The 18,475-nt window shown below is 40.0% G+C and carries 21 protein-coding genes; 20 read left to right on the top strand and 1 reads right to left on the bottom strand.

The window, feature by feature from the left end; genetic code table 11:
* The first annotated feature begins 29 nt into the window (after positions 1 to 29).
* From G631_RS0106970 to G631_RS0106925, 10 genes are all read left to right on the top strand, one after another.
* Positions 30 to 755 (top strand): CpsB/CapC family capsule biosynthesis tyrosine phosphatase, encoded by a 726-nt coding sequence (locus G631_RS0106970; RefSeq protein ID WP_026488840.1) that lies wholly within the window; start codon positions 30 to 32, stop codon positions 753 to 755.
* A gap of 16 nt (positions 756 to 771) precedes the next feature.
* Complete coding sequence (locus G631_RS0106965) at positions 772 to 1,500, top strand: YveK family protein (RefSeq protein WP_026488839.1); 729 nt, start codon at positions 772 to 774, stop codon at positions 1,498 to 1,500.
* Positions 1,501 to 1,508: 8 nt separating this feature from the next.
* Positions 1,509 to 2,336, top strand: a complete 828-nt coding sequence (locus tag G631_RS0106960; protein WP_026488838.1) for a polysaccharide biosynthesis tyrosine autokinase — start codon at positions 1,509 to 1,511, stop codon at positions 2,334 to 2,336.
* Positions 2,337 to 2,389: 53 nt separating this feature from the next.
* A complete protein-coding gene (locus G631_RS0106955; protein ID WP_026488837.1) occupies positions 2,390 to 2,845 on the top strand; it encodes a hypothetical protein in 456 nt (151 codons plus the stop codon).
* Between the two features lie 83 nt (positions 2,846 to 2,928).
* The gene (locus G631_RS0106950; RefSeq protein WP_026488836.1) at positions 2,929 to 3,987 is read left to right on the top strand and encodes an LCP family protein; all 1,059 of its coding nucleotides are present in this window, start codon (positions 2,929 to 2,931) and stop codon (positions 3,985 to 3,987) included.
* Entirely contained in the window at positions 3,962 to 4,732 is a 771-nt protein-coding gene (locus G631_RS20130) for a class B sortase (RefSeq protein WP_026488835.1), read from the top strand. Before G631_RS0106950 ends, G631_RS20130 begins: the two co-directional genes overlap by 26 nt.
* 31 nt (positions 4,733 to 4,763) lie before the next feature.
* Positions 4,764 to 5,471 (top strand): hypothetical protein, encoded by a 708-nt coding sequence (locus G631_RS0106940; RefSeq protein ID WP_026488834.1) that lies wholly within the window; start codon positions 4,764 to 4,766, stop codon positions 5,469 to 5,471.
* A gap of 110 nt (positions 5,472 to 5,581) precedes the next feature.
* Positions 5,582 to 6,631, top strand: coding sequence for a histidinol-phosphate transaminase (gene hisC / locus G631_RS0106935; RefSeq protein ID WP_026488833.1), 1,050 nt, complete (start codon positions 5,582 to 5,584; stop codon positions 6,629 to 6,631).
* Entirely contained in the window at positions 6,631 to 7,125 is a 495-nt protein-coding gene (locus G631_RS0106930) for a COG2426 family protein (protein WP_026488832.1), read from the top strand. Before hisC ends, G631_RS0106930 begins: the two co-directional genes overlap by 1 nt.
* A gap of 15 nt (positions 7,126 to 7,140) precedes the next feature.
* The gene (locus tag G631_RS0106925; protein WP_026488831.1) at positions 7,141 to 8,004 is read left to right on the top strand and encodes a class I SAM-dependent DNA methyltransferase; all 864 of its coding nucleotides are present in this window, start codon (positions 7,141 to 7,143) and stop codon (positions 8,002 to 8,004) included.
* A gap of 57 nt (positions 8,005 to 8,061) precedes the next feature.
* Here G631_RS0106925 and dapF read toward each other — a convergent pair whose 3' ends face one another.
* Positions 8,062 to 8,988 carry a diaminopimelate epimerase gene (gene dapF, locus G631_RS0106920; RefSeq protein WP_026488830.1) on the bottom strand — a complete coding sequence of 309 codons (927 nt, stop codon included), beginning with the start codon at positions 8,986 to 8,988 and terminating at the stop codon, positions 8,062 to 8,064.
* 284 nt (positions 8,989 to 9,272) lie between these two features.
* Between dapF and pssD the strand changes: the two genes are divergently transcribed.
* The 10 genes from pssD (at position 9,273) to G631_RS20125 (ending at position 18,474) form a co-directional block, all read left to right on the top strand.
* Positions 9,273 to 9,743 carry a PssD/Cps14F family polysaccharide biosynthesis glycosyltransferase gene (pssD, locus tag G631_RS0106915; protein WP_026488829.1) on the top strand — a complete coding sequence of 157 codons (471 nt, stop codon included), beginning with the start codon at positions 9,273 to 9,275 and terminating at the stop codon, positions 9,741 to 9,743.
* Positions 9,686 to 10,216 (top strand): PssE/Cps14G family polysaccharide biosynthesis glycosyltransferase, encoded by a 531-nt coding sequence (pssE, locus tag G631_RS0106910; protein ID WP_255345394.1) that lies wholly within the window; start codon positions 9,686 to 9,688, stop codon positions 10,214 to 10,216. The genes pssD and pssE overlap by 58 nt, the downstream gene beginning before the upstream one ends.
* Before the next feature lie 26 nt (positions 10,217 to 10,242).
* Positions 10,243 to 11,646 carry a sugar transferase gene (locus tag G631_RS0106905; protein ID WP_026488827.1) on the top strand — a complete coding sequence of 468 codons (1,404 nt, stop codon included), beginning with the start codon at positions 10,243 to 10,245 and terminating at the stop codon, positions 11,644 to 11,646.
* A gap of 23 nt (positions 11,647 to 11,669) precedes the next feature.
* The gene (locus G631_RS0106900) at positions 11,670 to 11,927 is read left to right on the top strand and encodes a lasso peptide biosynthesis PqqD family chaperone (RefSeq protein ID WP_035789499.1); all 258 of its coding nucleotides are present in this window, start codon (positions 11,670 to 11,672) and stop codon (positions 11,925 to 11,927) included.
* A gap of 145 nt (positions 11,928 to 12,072) precedes the next feature.
* The gene (locus G631_RS0106895) at positions 12,073 to 13,392 is read left to right on the top strand and encodes a polysaccharide biosynthesis tyrosine autokinase (protein ID WP_026488825.1); all 1,320 of its coding nucleotides are present in this window, start codon (positions 12,073 to 12,075) and stop codon (positions 13,390 to 13,392) included.
* Positions 13,334 to 14,329, top strand: a complete 996-nt coding sequence (locus G631_RS0106890; protein ID WP_026488824.1) for a glycosyltransferase family 2 protein — start codon at positions 13,334 to 13,336, stop codon at positions 14,327 to 14,329. The genes G631_RS0106895 and G631_RS0106890 overlap by 59 nt, the downstream gene beginning before the upstream one ends.
* 8 nt (positions 14,330 to 14,337) lie before the next feature.
* Positions 14,338 to 15,282, top strand: a complete 945-nt coding sequence (locus G631_RS0106885; RefSeq protein WP_026488823.1) for a glycosyltransferase — start codon at positions 14,338 to 14,340, stop codon at positions 15,280 to 15,282.
* Between the two features lies 1 nt (position 15,283).
* Positions 15,284 to 16,666, top strand: a complete 1,383-nt coding sequence (locus G631_RS0106880) for a hypothetical protein (protein ID WP_026488822.1) — start codon at positions 15,284 to 15,286, stop codon at positions 16,664 to 16,666.
* Positions 16,653 to 17,600 (top strand): capsular polysaccharide synthesis protein, encoded by a 948-nt coding sequence (locus G631_RS18385; RefSeq protein WP_051196973.1) that lies wholly within the window; start codon positions 16,653 to 16,655, stop codon positions 17,598 to 17,600. Before G631_RS0106880 ends, G631_RS18385 begins: the two co-directional genes overlap by 14 nt.
* The gene (locus tag G631_RS20125; RefSeq protein ID WP_051196971.1) at positions 17,572 to 18,474 is read left to right on the top strand and encodes a glycosyltransferase family 32 protein; all 903 of its coding nucleotides are present in this window, start codon (positions 17,572 to 17,574) and stop codon (positions 18,472 to 18,474) included. The genes G631_RS18385 and G631_RS20125 overlap by 29 nt, the downstream gene beginning before the upstream one ends.
* The last annotated feature ends 1 nt before the right edge of the window (position 18,475 follow it).

The following is an 18,475-nucleotide window of genomic DNA, read 5'->3' as shown; positions in this document are numbered from 1 at the left end:
AATAAAACACATATACAACAAGGAGCGATATGCTATCATCCATAGATATTCACTGTCATATTATGCCAGGTGTAGACGATGGGTCACCAGATATGGAGACTAGTCTGAAGATGCTGCAAATTGCGGAGAAAAATGGTATTGAACGCATTATTCTTACTCCTCATCACAAACCAATGCATCATAATGTAAGTCCTGAGCACAACAAGGTTTATTGCGGCAAACTCCAGGAACTGGCAGATAGGGCAGGACTTCATATTCATCTATATTCTGGAAACGAGATTTACTATAGTGATGAGACCCAGAGGGAACTTGAGAAGGGCAAGATCTGTACTCTGGCTGACTCTGATTATTGTTTGGTTGAGTTTCATCCCACAACCCCATTTAGAGCTATACATAACGGAATATATCAGGTTCAGACAGCAGGCTACATTCCAATAATAGCCCATGTTGAGAGATATTCAGATGTTGTATCCCATTATTCATACGTAGAGGACCTAATAGATATGGGATGCTGTATACAGGTCAACGCATCAAGTGTGATGGGAAAATACGGATTTGGAATTTCTCATTTTACAAGGAAACTATTAAAGAACAGGCTGGTGGACTTTGTGGCTACAGATGCCCATGACTGCAAGAGCAGGGCACCAGAGATTCTTGAATGCAGAAATTATGTGGCTAAAAAATTTGGAGATGCTTACAGCCAAAAAATCTTTTACGATAACCCAATGTCAGTTATAAACAACGAAGTATTGTAAATACCAGGGGAGATTGATGAACAACAAAGACGACGTGCTAGAAATTAATCTTGGGGAATTATTTGCGGTTCTGATGGGAAGAGCCTTTCTGATCATAAGTGCTGGAGTATTTTTTGCACTATCAGGGCTATTTCTCAGCAAATTTGTGATACATCCTGAGTATGAGTCAACCACCAAGATTTATATTCTCAACAAAGAGGAGAATCAGACAGTAACGTACTCTGATGTGCAGATATCTACACAGCTGACACAGGACTATGCAGAGCTTATAAAATCCAGAAGAGTTTTGGAGGAAGTAATCCAGAGGCTTCATCTTGTTGATATGGAGTATAAGGATCTGTACGAGGTTCTGAAGGTTGATACCCCTTCTGATACGCGAATTGTAGCTATCACTGTAAAAGACGAAGATCCTCTTATGGCTATGAAGATAGCCAACTGCATAAGAGAGGTGGCCAGCGAACATATCACAAACGTTATGGATATTGATGCCATAAATGTAGCGGAAACAGCTAATGTTCCTACATCCAAGTCAAGCCCCAGCGTTGTGAGATGGACAGTTATTGCAGGCTTTTTGGGAGCTGTTGTAGTAGCCTTTTTTGCTATCCTTGGATATCTTTTGGATGACTCAATAAAGAGCAATGATGATGTGGAAAGATATCTTGGAATGAGCACTCTGGCACTTATACCGCTGACACTGGATGAACAGGATAAGAAGAAAAAGAAAAAGCCAAAAAAGAGTAAGTAGGGGGATAAATGCAGAACGCCAAGCTTCATTTTAGCCAATCAGAAAATAACTATCAGATAAAAGAGGCATATAAGACCCTTAGAAGTAATATCGAATTTAGTGGACAGAATGTGAAGGTGGTATCCATCACAAGCTGTACCCCTGGAGAGGGAAAGACTACAGTTGCCATGGCTCTTGCAAGAGCCTTTGCAGAGGCAGGTAAAAAGACTGTGCTGGTGGATGCTGATATGCGTAAGTCGGTACTTGTTGGAAGATACAAGACTGGCTCTGTTCGCCTTGGCCTTACCCACTGCCTTGTGGGAAGGGAGAGATTATCAAGCGTTATCTGCGAGACAGATACTCCTAATCTCTATGTTATTTTCAGTGGCCCTGTGCCACCAAACCCCAGTGAGCTATTAGGAGGCAGGATTTTTGGCAAGGCCCTTGAAAACATGAAGCAGGTCTTTGACTATATCATAATTGATACACCTCCTCTTGGAAGCGTTATCGATGCTGCTGTTGTGGCCAAGCAGTGCGATGGAACTGTCATGGTCATAGAATCAAATGCTATAAGCTACAGATTTGCCCAAAGGGTAAAAGATCAGCTTGATAAGGCGGGAGCCAAGATGCTGGGCGTTGTCCTTAACAAGGTCGATATAACAGGTAAAGGATATTATGGCCATTATGGAAACTACTATGGCAAATATTACGGCAAGTATTATGGCAAGTACTATGGCAAATACGGAGAAGATAATATTGAGGTACCGTCCAAACCAAAGGCTAGTGCAGAAAAGGAGCCTTCTGATGATGACCTGGACGAACTTAATTATCTGGCAGGAGTAATGCGCAAGGACTGAGAATTTATCTAATTTATAGTTTCGACTAAAAAGATGACTTACAGGAGATTAACGTGAAGGGAAATATTCTGGGGATTTTTTTTACAATGTTAAGCGGTGTATTGATTGCGCTTATCGTAATTGCTTACGGTAGGAGTGACAGACAGGAGCCGGAGTTTAGATTTTCAGCTTTGAATCTTATGTATGATTCCACAACCACAGAGTCTGATCTTATTGCTGGAATAAATGCCTATGATTCAAGAGATGGAGATCTGACAAACAGGATTGTTGTGGAAAAGGTTGTTTTAAACAGAGAAGCTGAGACGGCGGTTGTTTACTATGCTGTGGCAGATTATAGCGGCAATGTCACCAAGCAGTCCAGAGTGTTTCCTGCTGATATAAAAGACATTGAAGGTGAGACAGAGGAGGAAACTCTTGAAGAAATGTATCCTAATCTAAGTTTTGGGGATTCAGGTGAGATGTATAGCAGCGCAGAGGGTAGTTCTGCGTCATTGGATGAAGAATACTAGTATATGTGAAGATAGGGAGATAAGAGAACATATAGATAAAAGTTACGGGAGAATAGAATTCTGCGATTGGAGAAATATAGCTTATGAGGAAAACAGGCAGAATAATCCTTGTGGTATGGGCGGTTCTTATGACCATTATAGCGGGCGGCCTTACTACCTTTGAAGCCATGAGGATATTTGGCAAACAGAATCTGGATTCCAAGTCGGCTACCACTTCACCTATGTTTGATGAAGAGATGGCTGGCGGACCTGCAGAGAACAGTGCAGTCTGGGAGAACGACTGGGTAAGGTACAACGGTAATGTCTATGACTACAACGAGGACATTACTACCTTTCTCATCATGGGAATAGACAAGGACGATGAGGTGGTAAAAGAGGTGCAGGAGGGCACAGATGGTGGCCAGGCGGATGCTCTTTTCCTGCTGGTATTAAATCCCCACGACGAGAGCATAAAGATCATTGGAATTAATAGAAACACCATGACAGATGTGGATATCTATGATGATTATGGCAGATACATGACTACAACTATCGCGCAGATTGCTGTTCAGCATGGCTTTGGAAATGGAATGGAAGAGTCCTGTGAATATCAGGTCAAGGCTGTTTCAAATCTCTTTTACCAGCTTCCAATCCATGGATATGCAGCTATCAACATGAGCGCCATTTCTACAATAAATGACATTGTTGGCGGCGTAGATGTGACTGTTCTGGAAGATCTGACCAAATGGGATAGTAAGCTGGTTGAGGGAGCCCAGGTCCATCTTGAAGGAGAGAGCGCCTTTCACTACGTAAAGAGCAGAGATGTTAAGCTCTTTGGCTCCAGCGACAGGAGACTTGAGAGACAGCGCCAGTACCTGAACGGATTTATCAAGGCAGCAAGGACCATGAGCATGGAAAATAGTAACGCTGCCATAGATCTTTTTACAGCAATAAGTGACAAGATGGTAACGGATATTACAGCAGACGAGATTTCGTATCTTGCTCCTTATATGACAAGATATTCCTTTGATGCCTCTGATTTTATGATGATAGACGGTGAAACTCAGAAAAATGGCCAGTATGAGGAATTCTATGTGGATGAGGATGATCTCTACAAAACAATAATTGAAGTTTTTTATGAAAAAGTTGATTATGCAGACTAAAGTTTTGGAGAAAAAAAGCCGATATAGAATTGTAAGAATATTAGTTATTTGCCTTTGCCTTGCGCTGATAGCAGGCTGTGGCAAGACTTCCAGTAAGAAAACTACGGAAGAGGGCTCTGATTACGTTGATGTCAGCGAACTTTCAAGGCAAAACAGTGATATCTTTGCCTGGATAAGGATACCAGAGGCCGGGATTGATTATCCTGTGCTTCAAAGGGGCGATGGAGATGATTCTTTTTACCAGACTCATGATTATCTGGGAAAAGAGGATCCTAAGGGCGCAATCTATATAGAAGCTGCAAACTTAAATGACATGTGCGACTTCAATGAAGTGCTCCACGGCTCATCACCATCAGATGGCACAATGTTTGCACCTCTGTGTAAGTTTCTTGATCAGGAATTTTTTGACGAACATAGATACATTTACGTATATATGAAAGGAAATGCGCTTATCTATTACACATTTGCCGCATACCTAAGAGAAGATACAAGGCTTCTTGAGCAATATGATTTTAGCTATGCTTCTGGATGTCAGCAGTTTCTGGATGAGATTTATTCAAGAAGCATGAGCAAAATAGTTAGAGAGGGCTGGGAGAACCAGGTACAGCCTGACAATTTCATAATCACACTTTCGACAGTTGATCCTTCCTCAGGCAAACAATTAGTGGTAGTTGGATGCCTTGTGGGAGATGTGGCAGGGAAGATAGACAGATACGTGGATTATGGTGATCCTGATGATTTCTAAAGTTGTTAAGAAAGTATGGAGGCGTAGAAAAATGAAAAAGATTCTGGCTCTCGTAATGGCAGGAATGATGATCGTATCATCTAGTATTTGTGTTTGTGCTACTGATTCAGCAGGCACTGGAAATTCTGGTGAGGGCTCTATCAGTCCACAGGCGGAGATTGCACAGCTTAAGGCTGAACTGGAGGCTCAGAAAAAAGCTTATGAGAAGCTTGAACAGGCCAACAAAACCCAGTCAGCACAGATTTCAGCTCTTATAGAGGCTGTAAAGGCAACTGCAAACAGCAAGCAGAGTGCGCCAGCTCCATCAAGAGGTTCTTCAGGACCTGATTACAGAAATCAGCAGCTAATTAGAAATAACGCTGTCTCCTTTAATGGCAACATAATTGGCCAGGGCGGACATGTAGAGATAAACGGCGGCAGAAGTAATGTCACCTTTGTACTCGGTGTTCCTGACGGGGGAACACTTACATCAGCCAATACTCTTGCAGGAAGTGTAAGGGGCGGCCTTATCAACTGTGTTACAGTTTCATCAACGGTAGGCTTTAGGACAGCAAGAGTTAATTTCTACATGCCAGGTGTGGTTGCCGGCGATACAATTGCTGTTTATCAGCTTCAGAACGGTAAATGGGTACAGCTTCCAACAGCAGAGATTCGCAAGGACCACGTGGTTGTTGATATGACACGCTATGGAACGCTGGCATTTATCAGAGTACCAGTACTTGCAGCAGTTACTGGTTGATAATTTCAGACTTTATCCGCCTTTCAAGAAGGACTTGAGAGGCGGATTTTTTTGTTGTAGAATGTCTTTATCTTAGTAGAGCGTGAAAGTGAGAAAGTAGAGGAAATACAATGAGCTGGGAAGAAAATGTTAGAAAAGTCATACCATATACTCCAGGCGAACAGCCTAAGATCAAGAATATTATAAAGCTAAATACTAATGAAAACCCTTATCCTCCAGCACCTGCTGTGGAAGAGGCGCTTAGAAATATGGATGCAGATGCCTTCAGGAAATATCCTGATCCTGGCTGCAGCCGCCTTGTTAATGCAATTGCTGATTTTTATAAAGTTGATAAGGACAATGTTTTTGTGGGAGTAGGATCTGATGATGTGCTGTCAATGGCCTTTTTGACATTCTTTAATTCGAATAAGCCAGTTCTTTTCCCTGATATCACCTATTCTTTTTATGATGTATGGGCGCAACTTTACAGGATTCCTTATGAGCAGATTCCTTTAAAGAGCGACTTTACTATAGAACCTTCAGATTATTTCAGGGAAAATGGAGGCATTGTCATAGCAAACCCCAATGCACCGACAGGAGTAGAGCTTTCTCTTTCTGCAATAGAAGAAATTGTAAAAAGAAATCCTGATGTGGTTGTGATCGTTGATGAAGCCTACGTGGATTTTGGCGGAGAATCAGCGCTTCCTCTTATTGATAAGTATGATAACCTTCTGGTAGTCCAGACTTTTTCTAAGTCCAGGTCTATGGCCGGAATGAGGATTGGTTATGCTTTTGGTAGCAAGAAGCTTATTGGATATTTGTCCGATGCCAAGTTTTCTTTTAACTCCTATACCATGAATATGCCAAGCCTTGAACTGGGAGCTTTGGCAATCGAGGACAGGGACTACTTTGAAAAGACCAGGAGCATGATAATAAAGACCAGAGAAAGAACCAAGGAAGAACTTTCTAAACTTGGCTTTGTTTTTGCGGATTCCAAGACCAACTTTATCTTTGCAATGCACCCAGACAGGCCTGGCAAGGAGCTATTTGAATATTTGCGTCAGCATGATATAATAGTTCGTCGCTTTGATTTACCAAGGATAAGTGAGTATCTTAGAATCTCCATAGGAACTGATGAGGAGATGGATACCCTTATCAGCGTACTAAAGGAGATTATTTAATGCTGAAGAAATATTTGATAGTTTTTTTGTGGGCTATGGTTCCACTTGTTGAACTTAGAGGAGCTATTCCGATTGCCCAGGGAATTAAGGTTGCTGATCCAAATTTCAACATGCTTCTTGCATATATTATTATTGCAATTGGCAACATGCTTCCTGTACCTTTCATTTTCTTTTTTGCGAGAAAGGTGCTTGAGTGGGGCAAAGAGAAACCTGTGATCGGAGGATTCTTTACTTTCTGTCTTGAAAAAGGTGAAAAGGGAGGAACCAAGCTCCAGGCTAAGGCTGGAAGAGGCTTGTACTGGGCACTTCTTCTTTTTGTAGGTATTCCGGTTCCTGGAACTGGTGCGTGGACAGGAACTCTTGCTGCCAGCATTCTTGATATGGACTTTAAAAAGAGCGTAATGGCAGTAGTCGGTGGTGTTGCACTTGCAGGTACTATCATGGGCGTAGGAAGCTTTGTGGTTGCCAATCTTTTAGTTGGAACCTTTGGCTGATTGTAGGAGCTTTATATGGAAGCATATTCAGATTTTGCAACTGTATATGACACCTTTATGGATGAGACCCCCTACGAAGTGTGGGGAGACTATGTTGCTGAGCTTATAGACGAGTATGGAATATCAAGGCCTTATATTGAGAGCAATGCAGAGGCAGGTACGGAAGCTGAGGCTGATGCGGAAGCTATAGAGGATACAGAGGCAGCTCTTTTACAGGAGAGAAATCTTGTGGTTGAGCTTGGCTGCGGCACTGGCTCTTTTACCCAGATCATGAAGAAAAAGGGTTATGACATCATGGGGATTGATATGTCTCCAGAGATGCTGAACATAGCAAGGAACAAGGCATCAGAGGCAGGACTAGATATAATGTACCTTGAGCAGGACATGAGAGAGCTTGATCTGTACTGCACTGCCGGAACTATTGTAAGTGTGTGCGATAGCATCAATTACTTGCTTGAGGATGAGGATGTGATCGAGACCTTTAGGCTTGTTAACAATTTCCTTTATCCGGGTGGTATATTTATTTTTGATTTCAACACTCTCTACAAATACAGAGATGTGATAGGAGATGCTACGATTGCGGAGAATCGTGAGGACTGCAGCTTTATTTGGGATAATTACTATCACGAAGAAGAGCACATAAATGAATACGATCTGACTATTTTTGTCAGGACTTCTGGGGAGGAGGATGTATTCAGGCGTTTTTCGGAGACACATTATCAGAGAGGATATACGGTGGAGGATATGAAGTACTATTTGAAAGAAGCGGGGCTAGAGCTAGTCACTATAGTTGATGCAGATACTCACAAGGCACCAACTGCTGAGAGCCAGAGAATTTACATTGTGGCTCGTGAAAAAGGTAAAGAGAAAAGTAAATAATGAAAATAAGAAAGACAACTGATCATACTTAAAAAAGTGGTCAGTTGTCTTTTTTGATCAGTCTATTGCAATTTCTCCGGCAAATACTGTAGTTGCAGGGCCCTCCATGATAACGGAAGACTCAAGGTCACCATTCCAGGAGCAGGTAACTATTCCTCCAAGAACATGAACATCAACCCTTTCATCTGTAAGACCGTTTAGAATACAGGCAACAGTTGTGGCGCAGCATCCTGTTCCGCAGGCAAGGGTTTCTCCAGTGCCTCTTTCCCACACACGCATGTGGACTGAGCCTCTATTGTCTACCTTTACAAATTCAGTATTGGTGCGGTTAGGGAATATCTCATTATTTTCAAATTTTGGTCCAATGGCTTCAATATCGAAACTATCAAGATCCACATCTTCCGGCAGGAAAACTACTGCGTGAGGATTTCCCATGGAAACGCAGGTGATATTCCAATCTTTGCCATCTATTGTGACAGGGGCATTTATCACAGCATCAGGGAAAGAGCTGTTTGCAGAGGAATACTGGGATCCGGTAGTCTCCTTGCTATTTGCCTGAAGCTTATCAGGTGAAACCGGTACAAGCTCAGGCTTTAAGATAGGAGCACCCATATCAACCTTTACTGAGGACACAAGGTTGTCATCACCTATTGTAAGATCTATATATTTCTTTTTGCCGGCACTTACTATTACAAGGTTCTTTTTGTCGGTTAGTCTGTTGTCATATACATATTTGGCAACGCATCTTATTCCGTTTCCGCACATTTCAGATCTTGAACCGTCGGCGTTGTACATTTCCATCTCAAAATCAATGGATGGATCGGAAACTGGATTGATAAATATAAGGCCATCTGAACCAATTCCAAAGTGCCTGTCAGAAACTTTTCTTGCAAGCTCACTTTTTTTATCCTGGGGAATATTTTCCCTGGCACCATCTACGTAAACGTAGTCGTTGCCGCATCCGTGCATTTTGGTAAAGAGCATAAAAAATCCTCCTGAAATCTGAATAAGTTATCTAATTTTACGGCTTTTTTAGATTGATTGCAATCTAATCAATAAAACCTTGAAAATAATCAAGAATTTTATTAGTTTTTTCTATTCAAAAATTCTAACAAATATGATAGATTTTATGATTATAATAGGTATAAATTAGATATTGTAAGTTTTTATATTTAGATTTCTTAAAAGAGGTTTTCAGTCAGAGTTTTTTACATGAGGGGTCAGATGCACATGAGTTTGGGGACGTGTATCTGAATGTGGAGGACAATATGAAAAAAGGGGTTAAGAAGATTGCATTCGTAGCATCTTCAGGGGGACATCTTGAGGAAATTTCCCGTCTGAAGGAAATCGAGGGGATGTATGACTGCTTTTTAGTAACAGAGAAAAGTGATTTCGAGATCAAGGATTTCTGTGAAAAAAGGTATCTTGTTCCAATGATGAACAGAAAGCAGATTACATTTTTTCCAAAGTTTATTTGGCTGTTTTTTAAGACGCTTTCTATTCTGCTCAAGGAAAAACCAGACTTTATAATTACAACCGGAGCTTTGGTAGCATATCCATTCTGTGTGGTAGGCAAACTTCTTGGTATCAAGGTGGTTTATGTTGAGTCTTTTGCAAGAGTCACGGAGCCATCTCTTACTGGTAAGCTTGTTTATAACATGTCAGATTTATTCATGGTACAGTGGGAGGATATGCTAGAGAAATATCCGAAGTCGATGCTTGGAGGCGGTATATTTTGATATTTGTCACATTGGGGACGCAGAAATTTCAGATGAATAGACTGGTTAAGGCAGCAGATGAGCTGGCTTTGGTCCTTTCTGAAGATATATATATTCAGAAGGGTCACTCAGACTATGTTCCCAAGAACTGTGAATATACCGATTTTATGGATGCCGATGAGTATAATAAGAAAATTGCGGAGTGCAGCATGCTTATTACTCATGCAGGTGTAGGAACGATTATTACAGGCATCAATTGTGGTAAGCCTATAATAGTTGTACCACGCAAGAACAGGTATGCAGAGCATGTTGACGATCATCAGTGTCAGATTGCGAAGGCATTTTCATCCAAGGGATGTGTTCTTTGCTGTGAAGAGGTAACTGAATTAAAGGATTATATTGATAAAGCAAGGACGTTTGACTTTAAACCATACGAACTTAGGGGTGGTAATATAGAGGAGACTATCATGAGATTTATCAATATCTTTGATTAATACTAAGATGTTGGGGCAGTATTACGATGAATCGCAGTAACAAAGGGGCAAACACAAATATTATACAAATGATGGAGGATATTGTAGTCCTCTTTATTGTTTATTTTATAGAGCGCAAGGCGTTTGAGGATGTGATCTTACCAACGACACAGCCAAAATGTCTCGCGCTTGTTGTGGTTTTTGGTACAATATATATCCTGTCTAATAAAGAGTCCAGAATATACGATGTGACTTTCTTTTTCTATATGGACAGGTTCTGGAAAACTATCAGTAAGTCCTGGATTCTGGCTACTGGAATCACTATGGGACTTATGTATGTCTATAATCCTCATATCAATATCAGAAGATTTCATCTTCATTTTATTTTCTGGGTATATGTGGCCATATGCATCAATATGGTATTCAGCAGATTTTTCCAAATGATATTTGCAGACAGGCTGGCTCCTAGAGCGGCCTTTGTTGGTACTTTTGAAGAGTACGAGAAGTTCAATTATTTTCTGAACAAGACAAGCGTCAAGGTAGAGGAAGTGGGATATATTCTGGATAGAGAGCTTCCTGATAAAAAGGTGTTCAATATCTTGGGAGTTATTGATGACATCGAGCAGATTGTCAGGAATAACGAGATAGATCAGGTCTATTTTATACAGCATAGTGATGACAATATTGAACAGATACAGCAATATATAGACATGTGCCTTGAAATGGGAGTCACTGTCAAGGTTGTGATGGATGTTTCATACTCACGCAGAATGCACAGATCTAATAGTTATGTTAGTTCTGTTGGAACATACCCGCTTATCACATATCATACGATCACACTTAACAGTTATGAGCAGGCTATAAAGAGGGCGATGGATTTTGTCTTCAGTCTTATTGCAATCATAATTGTATCGCCTGTGATGCTGATAACCGCGATAGCAATTAAGCTTGATTCTCCCGGGCCTGTTATTTTTAAGCAGGTTCGTGTCGGACAAAACGGCCGCACCTTTAACATGTACAAATTCAGGAGTATGTGTCAGGATGCGGAGAAACGCAAGGATGAACTTATGGAGCAGAACGAAATGGACGGCTTCATGTTTAAGATAAAAGACGACCCGAGGGTAACAAGGGTAGGTAAGTTCATTAGAAGGACCAGTATAGATGAACTTCCACAGCTTATCAATGTACTAATGGGAGATATGAGTCTTGTGGGGACAAGACCTCCGACAATCGATGAGGTTGCCAAGTACAAGAGAGGCCAGTGGAGGAGGATCAGTATCAAGCCAGGAGTTACAGGGCTCTGGCAGATTAGTGGGCGGAACGATATCAAGAGCTTTGACGAAGTAGTTGAGCTTGATCTGAAATATATTGACAACTGGACCTTGGAAGAAGATATTGCGATTTTATTTAAGACGGTGGGAGTTCTTTTAACAAAAAAGGGAGCATATTAAGGTGGAGGAAGACGAAAGTGGAGATGACAGAAAAAGTAAAACTAAAAAAGCAGCTGAATGTGACAGATCTTTCTGGCGAAAAAGTCATGATTGATTTTGAGTCAGGCAAATACTTCATGATAAAGGGCGCAGGTAATGACATCTGGGATCTTATCCAGGAAGAGATTACTGTAGGTGAGATCATAGATAAGCTTCTGTCTGAGTATGAGGTTTCAAGGCAGGAATGTGAGGAGTCTGTTCAGGATTTTTTAGGAAAGCTTCGTGAGCTTGATTTTATCTGATTTTTTGGAGGAGTAATTGTGTTAAAAACTATTATCAACAACTTTCATATAGAGAAACTTTTCTGGATAATAAAGTCCAAACTCAAATATATGATACTGGTGGGACTGTTTTTTTGGAGTGCTGGCAGGAGGCGCTACCTTTGCGTTGAGACAGGATACTTATGCAGCGCAGATTTCTTTTTATGTATATAGTAATCCGGATTATATCAATGATAGCGGAATTAATCTTTCATCATCAGAGGTTGGCAATGCTTCGGCTCTTCTTAGCAGCTATCTGCAGATATTAAAGAGTAATAGCTTTTTGGAGTCAGTTATAGAAAAGTCTGGTATTGATCCAGTGTATTATACCCCTGGCATCTTAAGGTCTGAGATTTCTGCTTCTGCAGTATCAGGTACAGCGGTGTTTAAGGTTACGGTTTATGATAGTAATCCATACAATGCAATGCTTATAGCTAATACTATTGGCGAGCTTGCTCCTGACAAAATAGTCAGCGTTGTAAAATCTGGTGGTATTGAAGTCCTGGATCAGGCCAAGCTTCCAACAGTACCTTATGAGTCAACAAGCGTTTCTCTTATGACTCTTATTGGGGCGGTTGCAGGTGCAGCTTTGGCTGCATTCTTCTTTATCATTAGAGGACTTAGAGACACAAGATACAGAAGGCTTAATGAAATCACAGATGTATACAACATTCCAATACTTGGAATCGTTCCTCAAATGGAGGAAAAGGATGAAAATGGTAATGTTAAGGTGATTCTGTCAGATGATAGCCCCTTTGTTCTAAGGGAAGCCTACAACGATATCAGAACAAATATGCTCTTTATGGGCAACGGCGAGAAATGTCCTGTATTTGCTGTAACAGGCGCAGATTACGACGAAGGAAAGACTACTAACAGCATAAATCTTGCAACTAGCTTTGCAATGATGGGAAAGAAAACGCTTCTCATTGATGGAGACCTTCGTAATGGTGATATAGCGCAGATTCTGGGCATAGAATCCAAGAATGGCCTGTCAGAGTATCTTGGAGGCCTGCAGAAAAAGCTGAATATCCATGCGAACACCAGGGAAAACCTTGATGTTATTACTACGGGCGTTATTCCTCCTAACCCTACAGATCTTCTGATCAGTGAAAAGTGGAAGGATATGATTGCAGATCTTAAGAATAATTATGATGTCATAGTGATTGATACACCTTCAGTCGGTATAGTGGCTGATGGTGTCGAGGTTGTTAATGTGGCAACTGCATTTATAGTTGTGATAAGAGAGTTTGTAACAAGGTTTGAGCGTGAGGAACTCATTATCAGAAAGCTTGACGCTGTAGGCGCAAATGTTTGCGGATTTATTTATAACGGAATGGACGTCAGGTCAGTAGATTATAATCACAAGGATTATGTTAACGGTGGAAATTATGGTAAGCGTAGTAGTGCCAGTGTACAACACAAAAAGGTATCTAAAAAGAAGTCTTGATGCACTGGTAGGACAGACAATATCTCATTCAGAATTTGAGATAGTTTTGGTGGATGATGGTTCAACAGATGGTTCTGGAGAAATCTGTGATGAGTATAGTAAGAAGTATCCAGATATTATAAGAGTGTTTCACAAGTGTAATGGTGGACAGGCTACAGCCAGAAATTATGGCATCAGGATGGCCAAAGGTGAATATATTGGTTTTGCTGATTCTGATGATCATGTGGATGTGACTATGTTTGAAAAGCTGTATAAGCTTGCAAAGGCTGAAAATGCTGATCTTACTGAGTGCCATTATCACAGTATGTTTGAACTTCCTTCAGAGGATGATTCTTTTCCAAAATACAGGGAAATAGGAACCAGAGGAACAATAAGAGCTCACAAGGATGTGAGAGAACTATTTTTTGATCCTCAGGTCTCTCCCTGGAATAAGCTATATAGAAAAAGTGTCCTTGTAGACAATGATGTCTTTTTCCCAGAGGGAATGATCTATGAGGATACTGCCTTTTATATAAAGGCTCTTCCCTTTATAAAAAAGCACGCATATCTTGATGAAAAGCTTGTGTATTACAGCGTAAGACCAAGTTCTACCATGACAAAGAATCTTGGAGCCAGGGTTGGTGATATTTTTAAAGTCCTGGACAATATAATAGATTACTATCATAGGAAAGCAATCTTTAGACAGTACAAGGATGAGCTTGAGTACTTTTGTGTGAAAATAGCATTCTGCAGCAATCTTAGCAGAATAGGAAGAGTTCCTAATAGATACATGAGAAGGGAATTATTTGATAAGACCTTTGATTTTGTAAATAAGAATTTTCCATATTACCGCAAGAATAAATTTTTTAAGGGTAAGATTGGGGTGTATATAAAGTCAGTAGGTAGATGGAACTGCGGTATTTATGCCTTTGTTCTGTCCAAAGTGATGATCGGATAAGGGGAAAAATGAAGCCGCATATTTCTGTGGCCATGGCCACCTATAATGGGGAAAACTACATAATAGAGCAGCTTGAGTCTATCTTGGATCAGTCAATGAAAGTGGATGAGATCATTATTCACGATGACATTTCAAAAGATAATTCAGCGGCGGTTGTGGAGAAGTATATCGAGGCAAAGGGGCTTTCAGATATCGTAAAGTTTTCTGTTAATGAGAAAAACCTCGGATATGCTTCAAATTTTATAAGTGCACTGCTTGAAACCAGAGGTGATTATGTTTTCTTTTGTGATCAGGATGATATATGGACCAGGACCAGAGTTCATGACATGGTACAGATTATGGAGGAAAACAAAGATATAGCTCTTTTGGGATCTGAGTTTGAACCCTTTAAATGCAGCAAGGATGCACCAGATGTACCTTCCTGGGAACTTGCCAGATTTAAAGATGATGGCTCAGTAGAGAAGCTTTCCTTTAATTCAGAGAACATCTTTATTGGCTGTCAGGGCTGTACAATGCTCATGACTAGATCATTTCTTGAGGTGATCAAGAACTATTGGTATGAAGGCTGGGCTCATGATGAATATGTTTGGAAACTGGCTCTTTCCATGGACAGGCTATATTTCTTCCATAAGACTACGCTTAAGAGAAGGCTTCATTCCAGCAATGTGACCCTTCACAAGGAACATAAGAACGAGCAGAGGATCAGGTATCTGACTGAACTAAAAAAGAGTCACGAAGCTACTAGGCGCTTTATTAGTGAAAATAGTGATGTAACAAATAAAGAGTTTAAAACAAGACTCATGGACCGCCATATAAAAGCGACTGGACTAAGACTTGATCTTATAGAACACAGAAAGATATTAAACAGCATTAGACTACTTGGGTATATGGACTGCTATCACAAGAAGAGGTCTATCCCAGTGGAACTACTAATGGCACTTAGAAGAAAGTAATATGATCGGTACTACAGAAAATGTGAGAAATAATACAAGTAAATATTTCAAAGAGCCCCTTGAGAGGGAGTGGTTTAGAAAAGTGGGACTTGCGTATATGTTTTCTCTATACGTGCTTCCACAGTATTTTGGAATCGCCAATCCTCTGTTCGATCTTACTATAGTTAGAATAACTATTATTGTGGCTGCTATTTTTATAATCAATGATAAAGAAAGAACAGCTTCTTTTAAACAGATAATTGTTTCAGAGAAGATGGGGTTTGTTCTTATTCCATATTTTATTGTTCTTTTCTACACTATGGTGCTTAGGGTAGATTTTAATGCGTTTCTTAACCCTTTTATTGAGTTTCTTGAGATGTATCTTTTGATATATATTATCAGGGATACCTTCGGATTTAAGCAGTCTGTAAAGATATTTCTTGGATTTATATACCTGCTGGTCATCTTGGGAGTCATAGAATCAATTACAAGTGTTTCGCCTTTTTCATATCTGGTGACTATAAAAGGTATTTATACTGGTAGATATTTGAGAGGTGGCCACTACAGGATAATGAGTAATGCAGGTCATTCTCTTGGATATGGCCTTATGCTGATAACAGCTCTCCCTTTTGCAGCATACGATTATGAGAAGGAAGAACTCAATATCTTTAGAAGGCCTGTACTTTTGGGGCTTTTATTATTTAACATTTTTATGACTGGGTCCAGGTCAACATTAGGAGTGGCTTTGGGTGAAATTTTTGCTATTTTTTTGCTTTCAGATTTTAAGTATATAAAGCATAACACTATGCTGCTGCTATCATCCTTTACGGTGTTTGCCTTTTTAACATTTGTACTGCAAAAAACTTCATTTGGCTCCTATGTCATGCTGCAAATAACTTCATTAGTGGATTCATTATTTGATACTACTTATTCGGTGAAATATGGAGCGAACTTACAGCAGCTTAGACAGAGTAAAGCTTATAGAGATCTGCTCAAACGAATATTCCATGTGGAATGGCTTAACCCCATATTGGGAATAGGCAGAAAACGTGGCTTTAAGAGTATGGTGGATGGAAGAAGAATTGTTTCCATAGATAATTTCTACATTGCAGAATATGTAAGATATGCATATCCGGGAATGGTCAGTTACATCCTGTTTTTGGTATATATGGGGGTACGTATGGCCTACGATATATATAAGACCCATTCTGCAGCCATCAGGATGTGTTTTATTGGAACAGCTTTTTATTGTCTGCATTTGTATATAGCAGATTCACTGCAGACATTTAAGTATTTGTATGTCTTATTTGCATTGTATCTCTGCGCAGATAAAAAAGAATATGTTCCAGCAAAGGATCCTTGTAAATATATAAAACGAGGAATTATTGAGTATGCCAAGCTATGATAATAAGCTTATAAACAGAATAAAGGACAGGATGCTTCTGGGTACTATCTATGATCAGATAATGATGCATGTGAAGTATACAGATGAAAAGACACGTTTTCTGTATAGTGTTATGGCTGGCCAGAAGCACAGAATGATATTCTATCGCAGATTCAAAAAGAAATACCTTGTAAAATGCACTGCGGACAGGCCCTGGGAGAGACTTGAAAAGAAAACTAACAAAGATACTGTCTGGTTCATGTGGCTTCAGGGAATTGATAATGCCCCTGATATTGTAAAAAAGTGCCTTGAGAGCCAGAAGAAGGCTATGCCGGATAAGCATTTTATAGTGCTTGATGATAGTAACTATCAGGAATACGCTTCGCTTCCAGATTTCATCGTCAAAAAGCATGATGAGGGAATCATAGGACATGCTCATTTTAGTGATCTTATCAGAAATGAGATCCTTATAAAGCATGGCGGATTCTGGATTGACGCAACTGTTTTTATGACTGATGCAAATCTTATAGAGAACGTTGAAAAGGCTGATCTTTTCATGTACAGCTATTATTATTTTGGTTTTAACCCGGAGATAATGGAGCTGAACAATTGGTTTATTTACAGCACAACCAATAACAATATGTTATCTCTTTTGCAGAAGTTTTTGTATGAATATTGGAAAGACAACAACCGCGCATCAAATTATTATATCTATCATATTTTTGAAACGATTGTTAATGAGTATTATGAGGATGAGTACAAGGCTATGCCTATAGTAAGCCAGGCCCAGGCTCATGTTTTGGCAACATATATTTATGACAAGTATGATCCTGATAAATTTGAATGTCTTAAAAAGACCACAGGGGTTCACAAGTTGAGCACCAGATTTGAACAGGACAAGCTTAAAGAGAAAGGAACGTTCTACGATGTCATCATCAATCAGTCAGACTACTGATGTGGAAGTTATAAAGAACATAGCTCCTGAAGATGGAAATAGAATACCCAAGATCATTCACTATTGCTGGTTTGGGGGAAAACCTCTTCCAGAGGATCTAAAAAAGTGTCTTGATACCTGGGAAAGACTCCATGGCTATACCATTATGAGATGGGATGAGAGTAATTGTTCCTTTGATGAAAATGAGTTTGTGAGAAATACCTTCAGGGACAGGCAACTTGGGTTTATCGGTGACTATTACAGACTTAAGGCTGTATATGAATACGGCGGAATCTATTTGGACACCGATGTGAAAGTGTATAAGTCTTTTGACAAGCTATTAAAGCACAAGGCATTTCTGAATTTTATCTTTGACTGCTCAATTGGAACAGCCATTATTGGAAGCGAAAAGGGAAATCCTTTTATCCGGGGGATAATGGATATGTACGATAGCAGCGTGATACTTCCAGTAGATGGTAAAAGGCAGGGCAAGGTCTTTGAGTGGAAGGGCGATAAGCTTTATGTTCATGGATATGCTACCAGCAATTACTATTATACCTATTACATTTTAAAGCACTATCCAGAGCTTTTACTAAATAACAAATTCCAGGATATGGGGGATTTTGTTATTTATCCCAAGGAATTATTTGAGATAGGAACACTTTCTGGAAGACATTATGCTATTCACTTAAATGCAGGTGAGTGGAGAACTAAAGAGGATGACTCAGATAGTTTAAAGAACAGGATCAAGAACTCACTTAAAGGAAACGAGTTTATTTATGATAAGGTTCAGGTTCTGGTTAGAAAGCGCAGATACAAGAGACTAAATAAGGGAATACCTTTTTATGCCTATTCACAGGCACAAAAGGAAGGTAGACTTCTGCCGGAGTTGTAAT

The organism is Butyrivibrio sp. XBB1001, from assembly GCF_000424505.1.
Lineage (GTDB): Bacteria > Bacillota > Clostridia > Lachnospirales > Lachnospiraceae > Butyrivibrio.
This window is presented reverse-complemented; position numbering and strand designations above follow the sequence as displayed.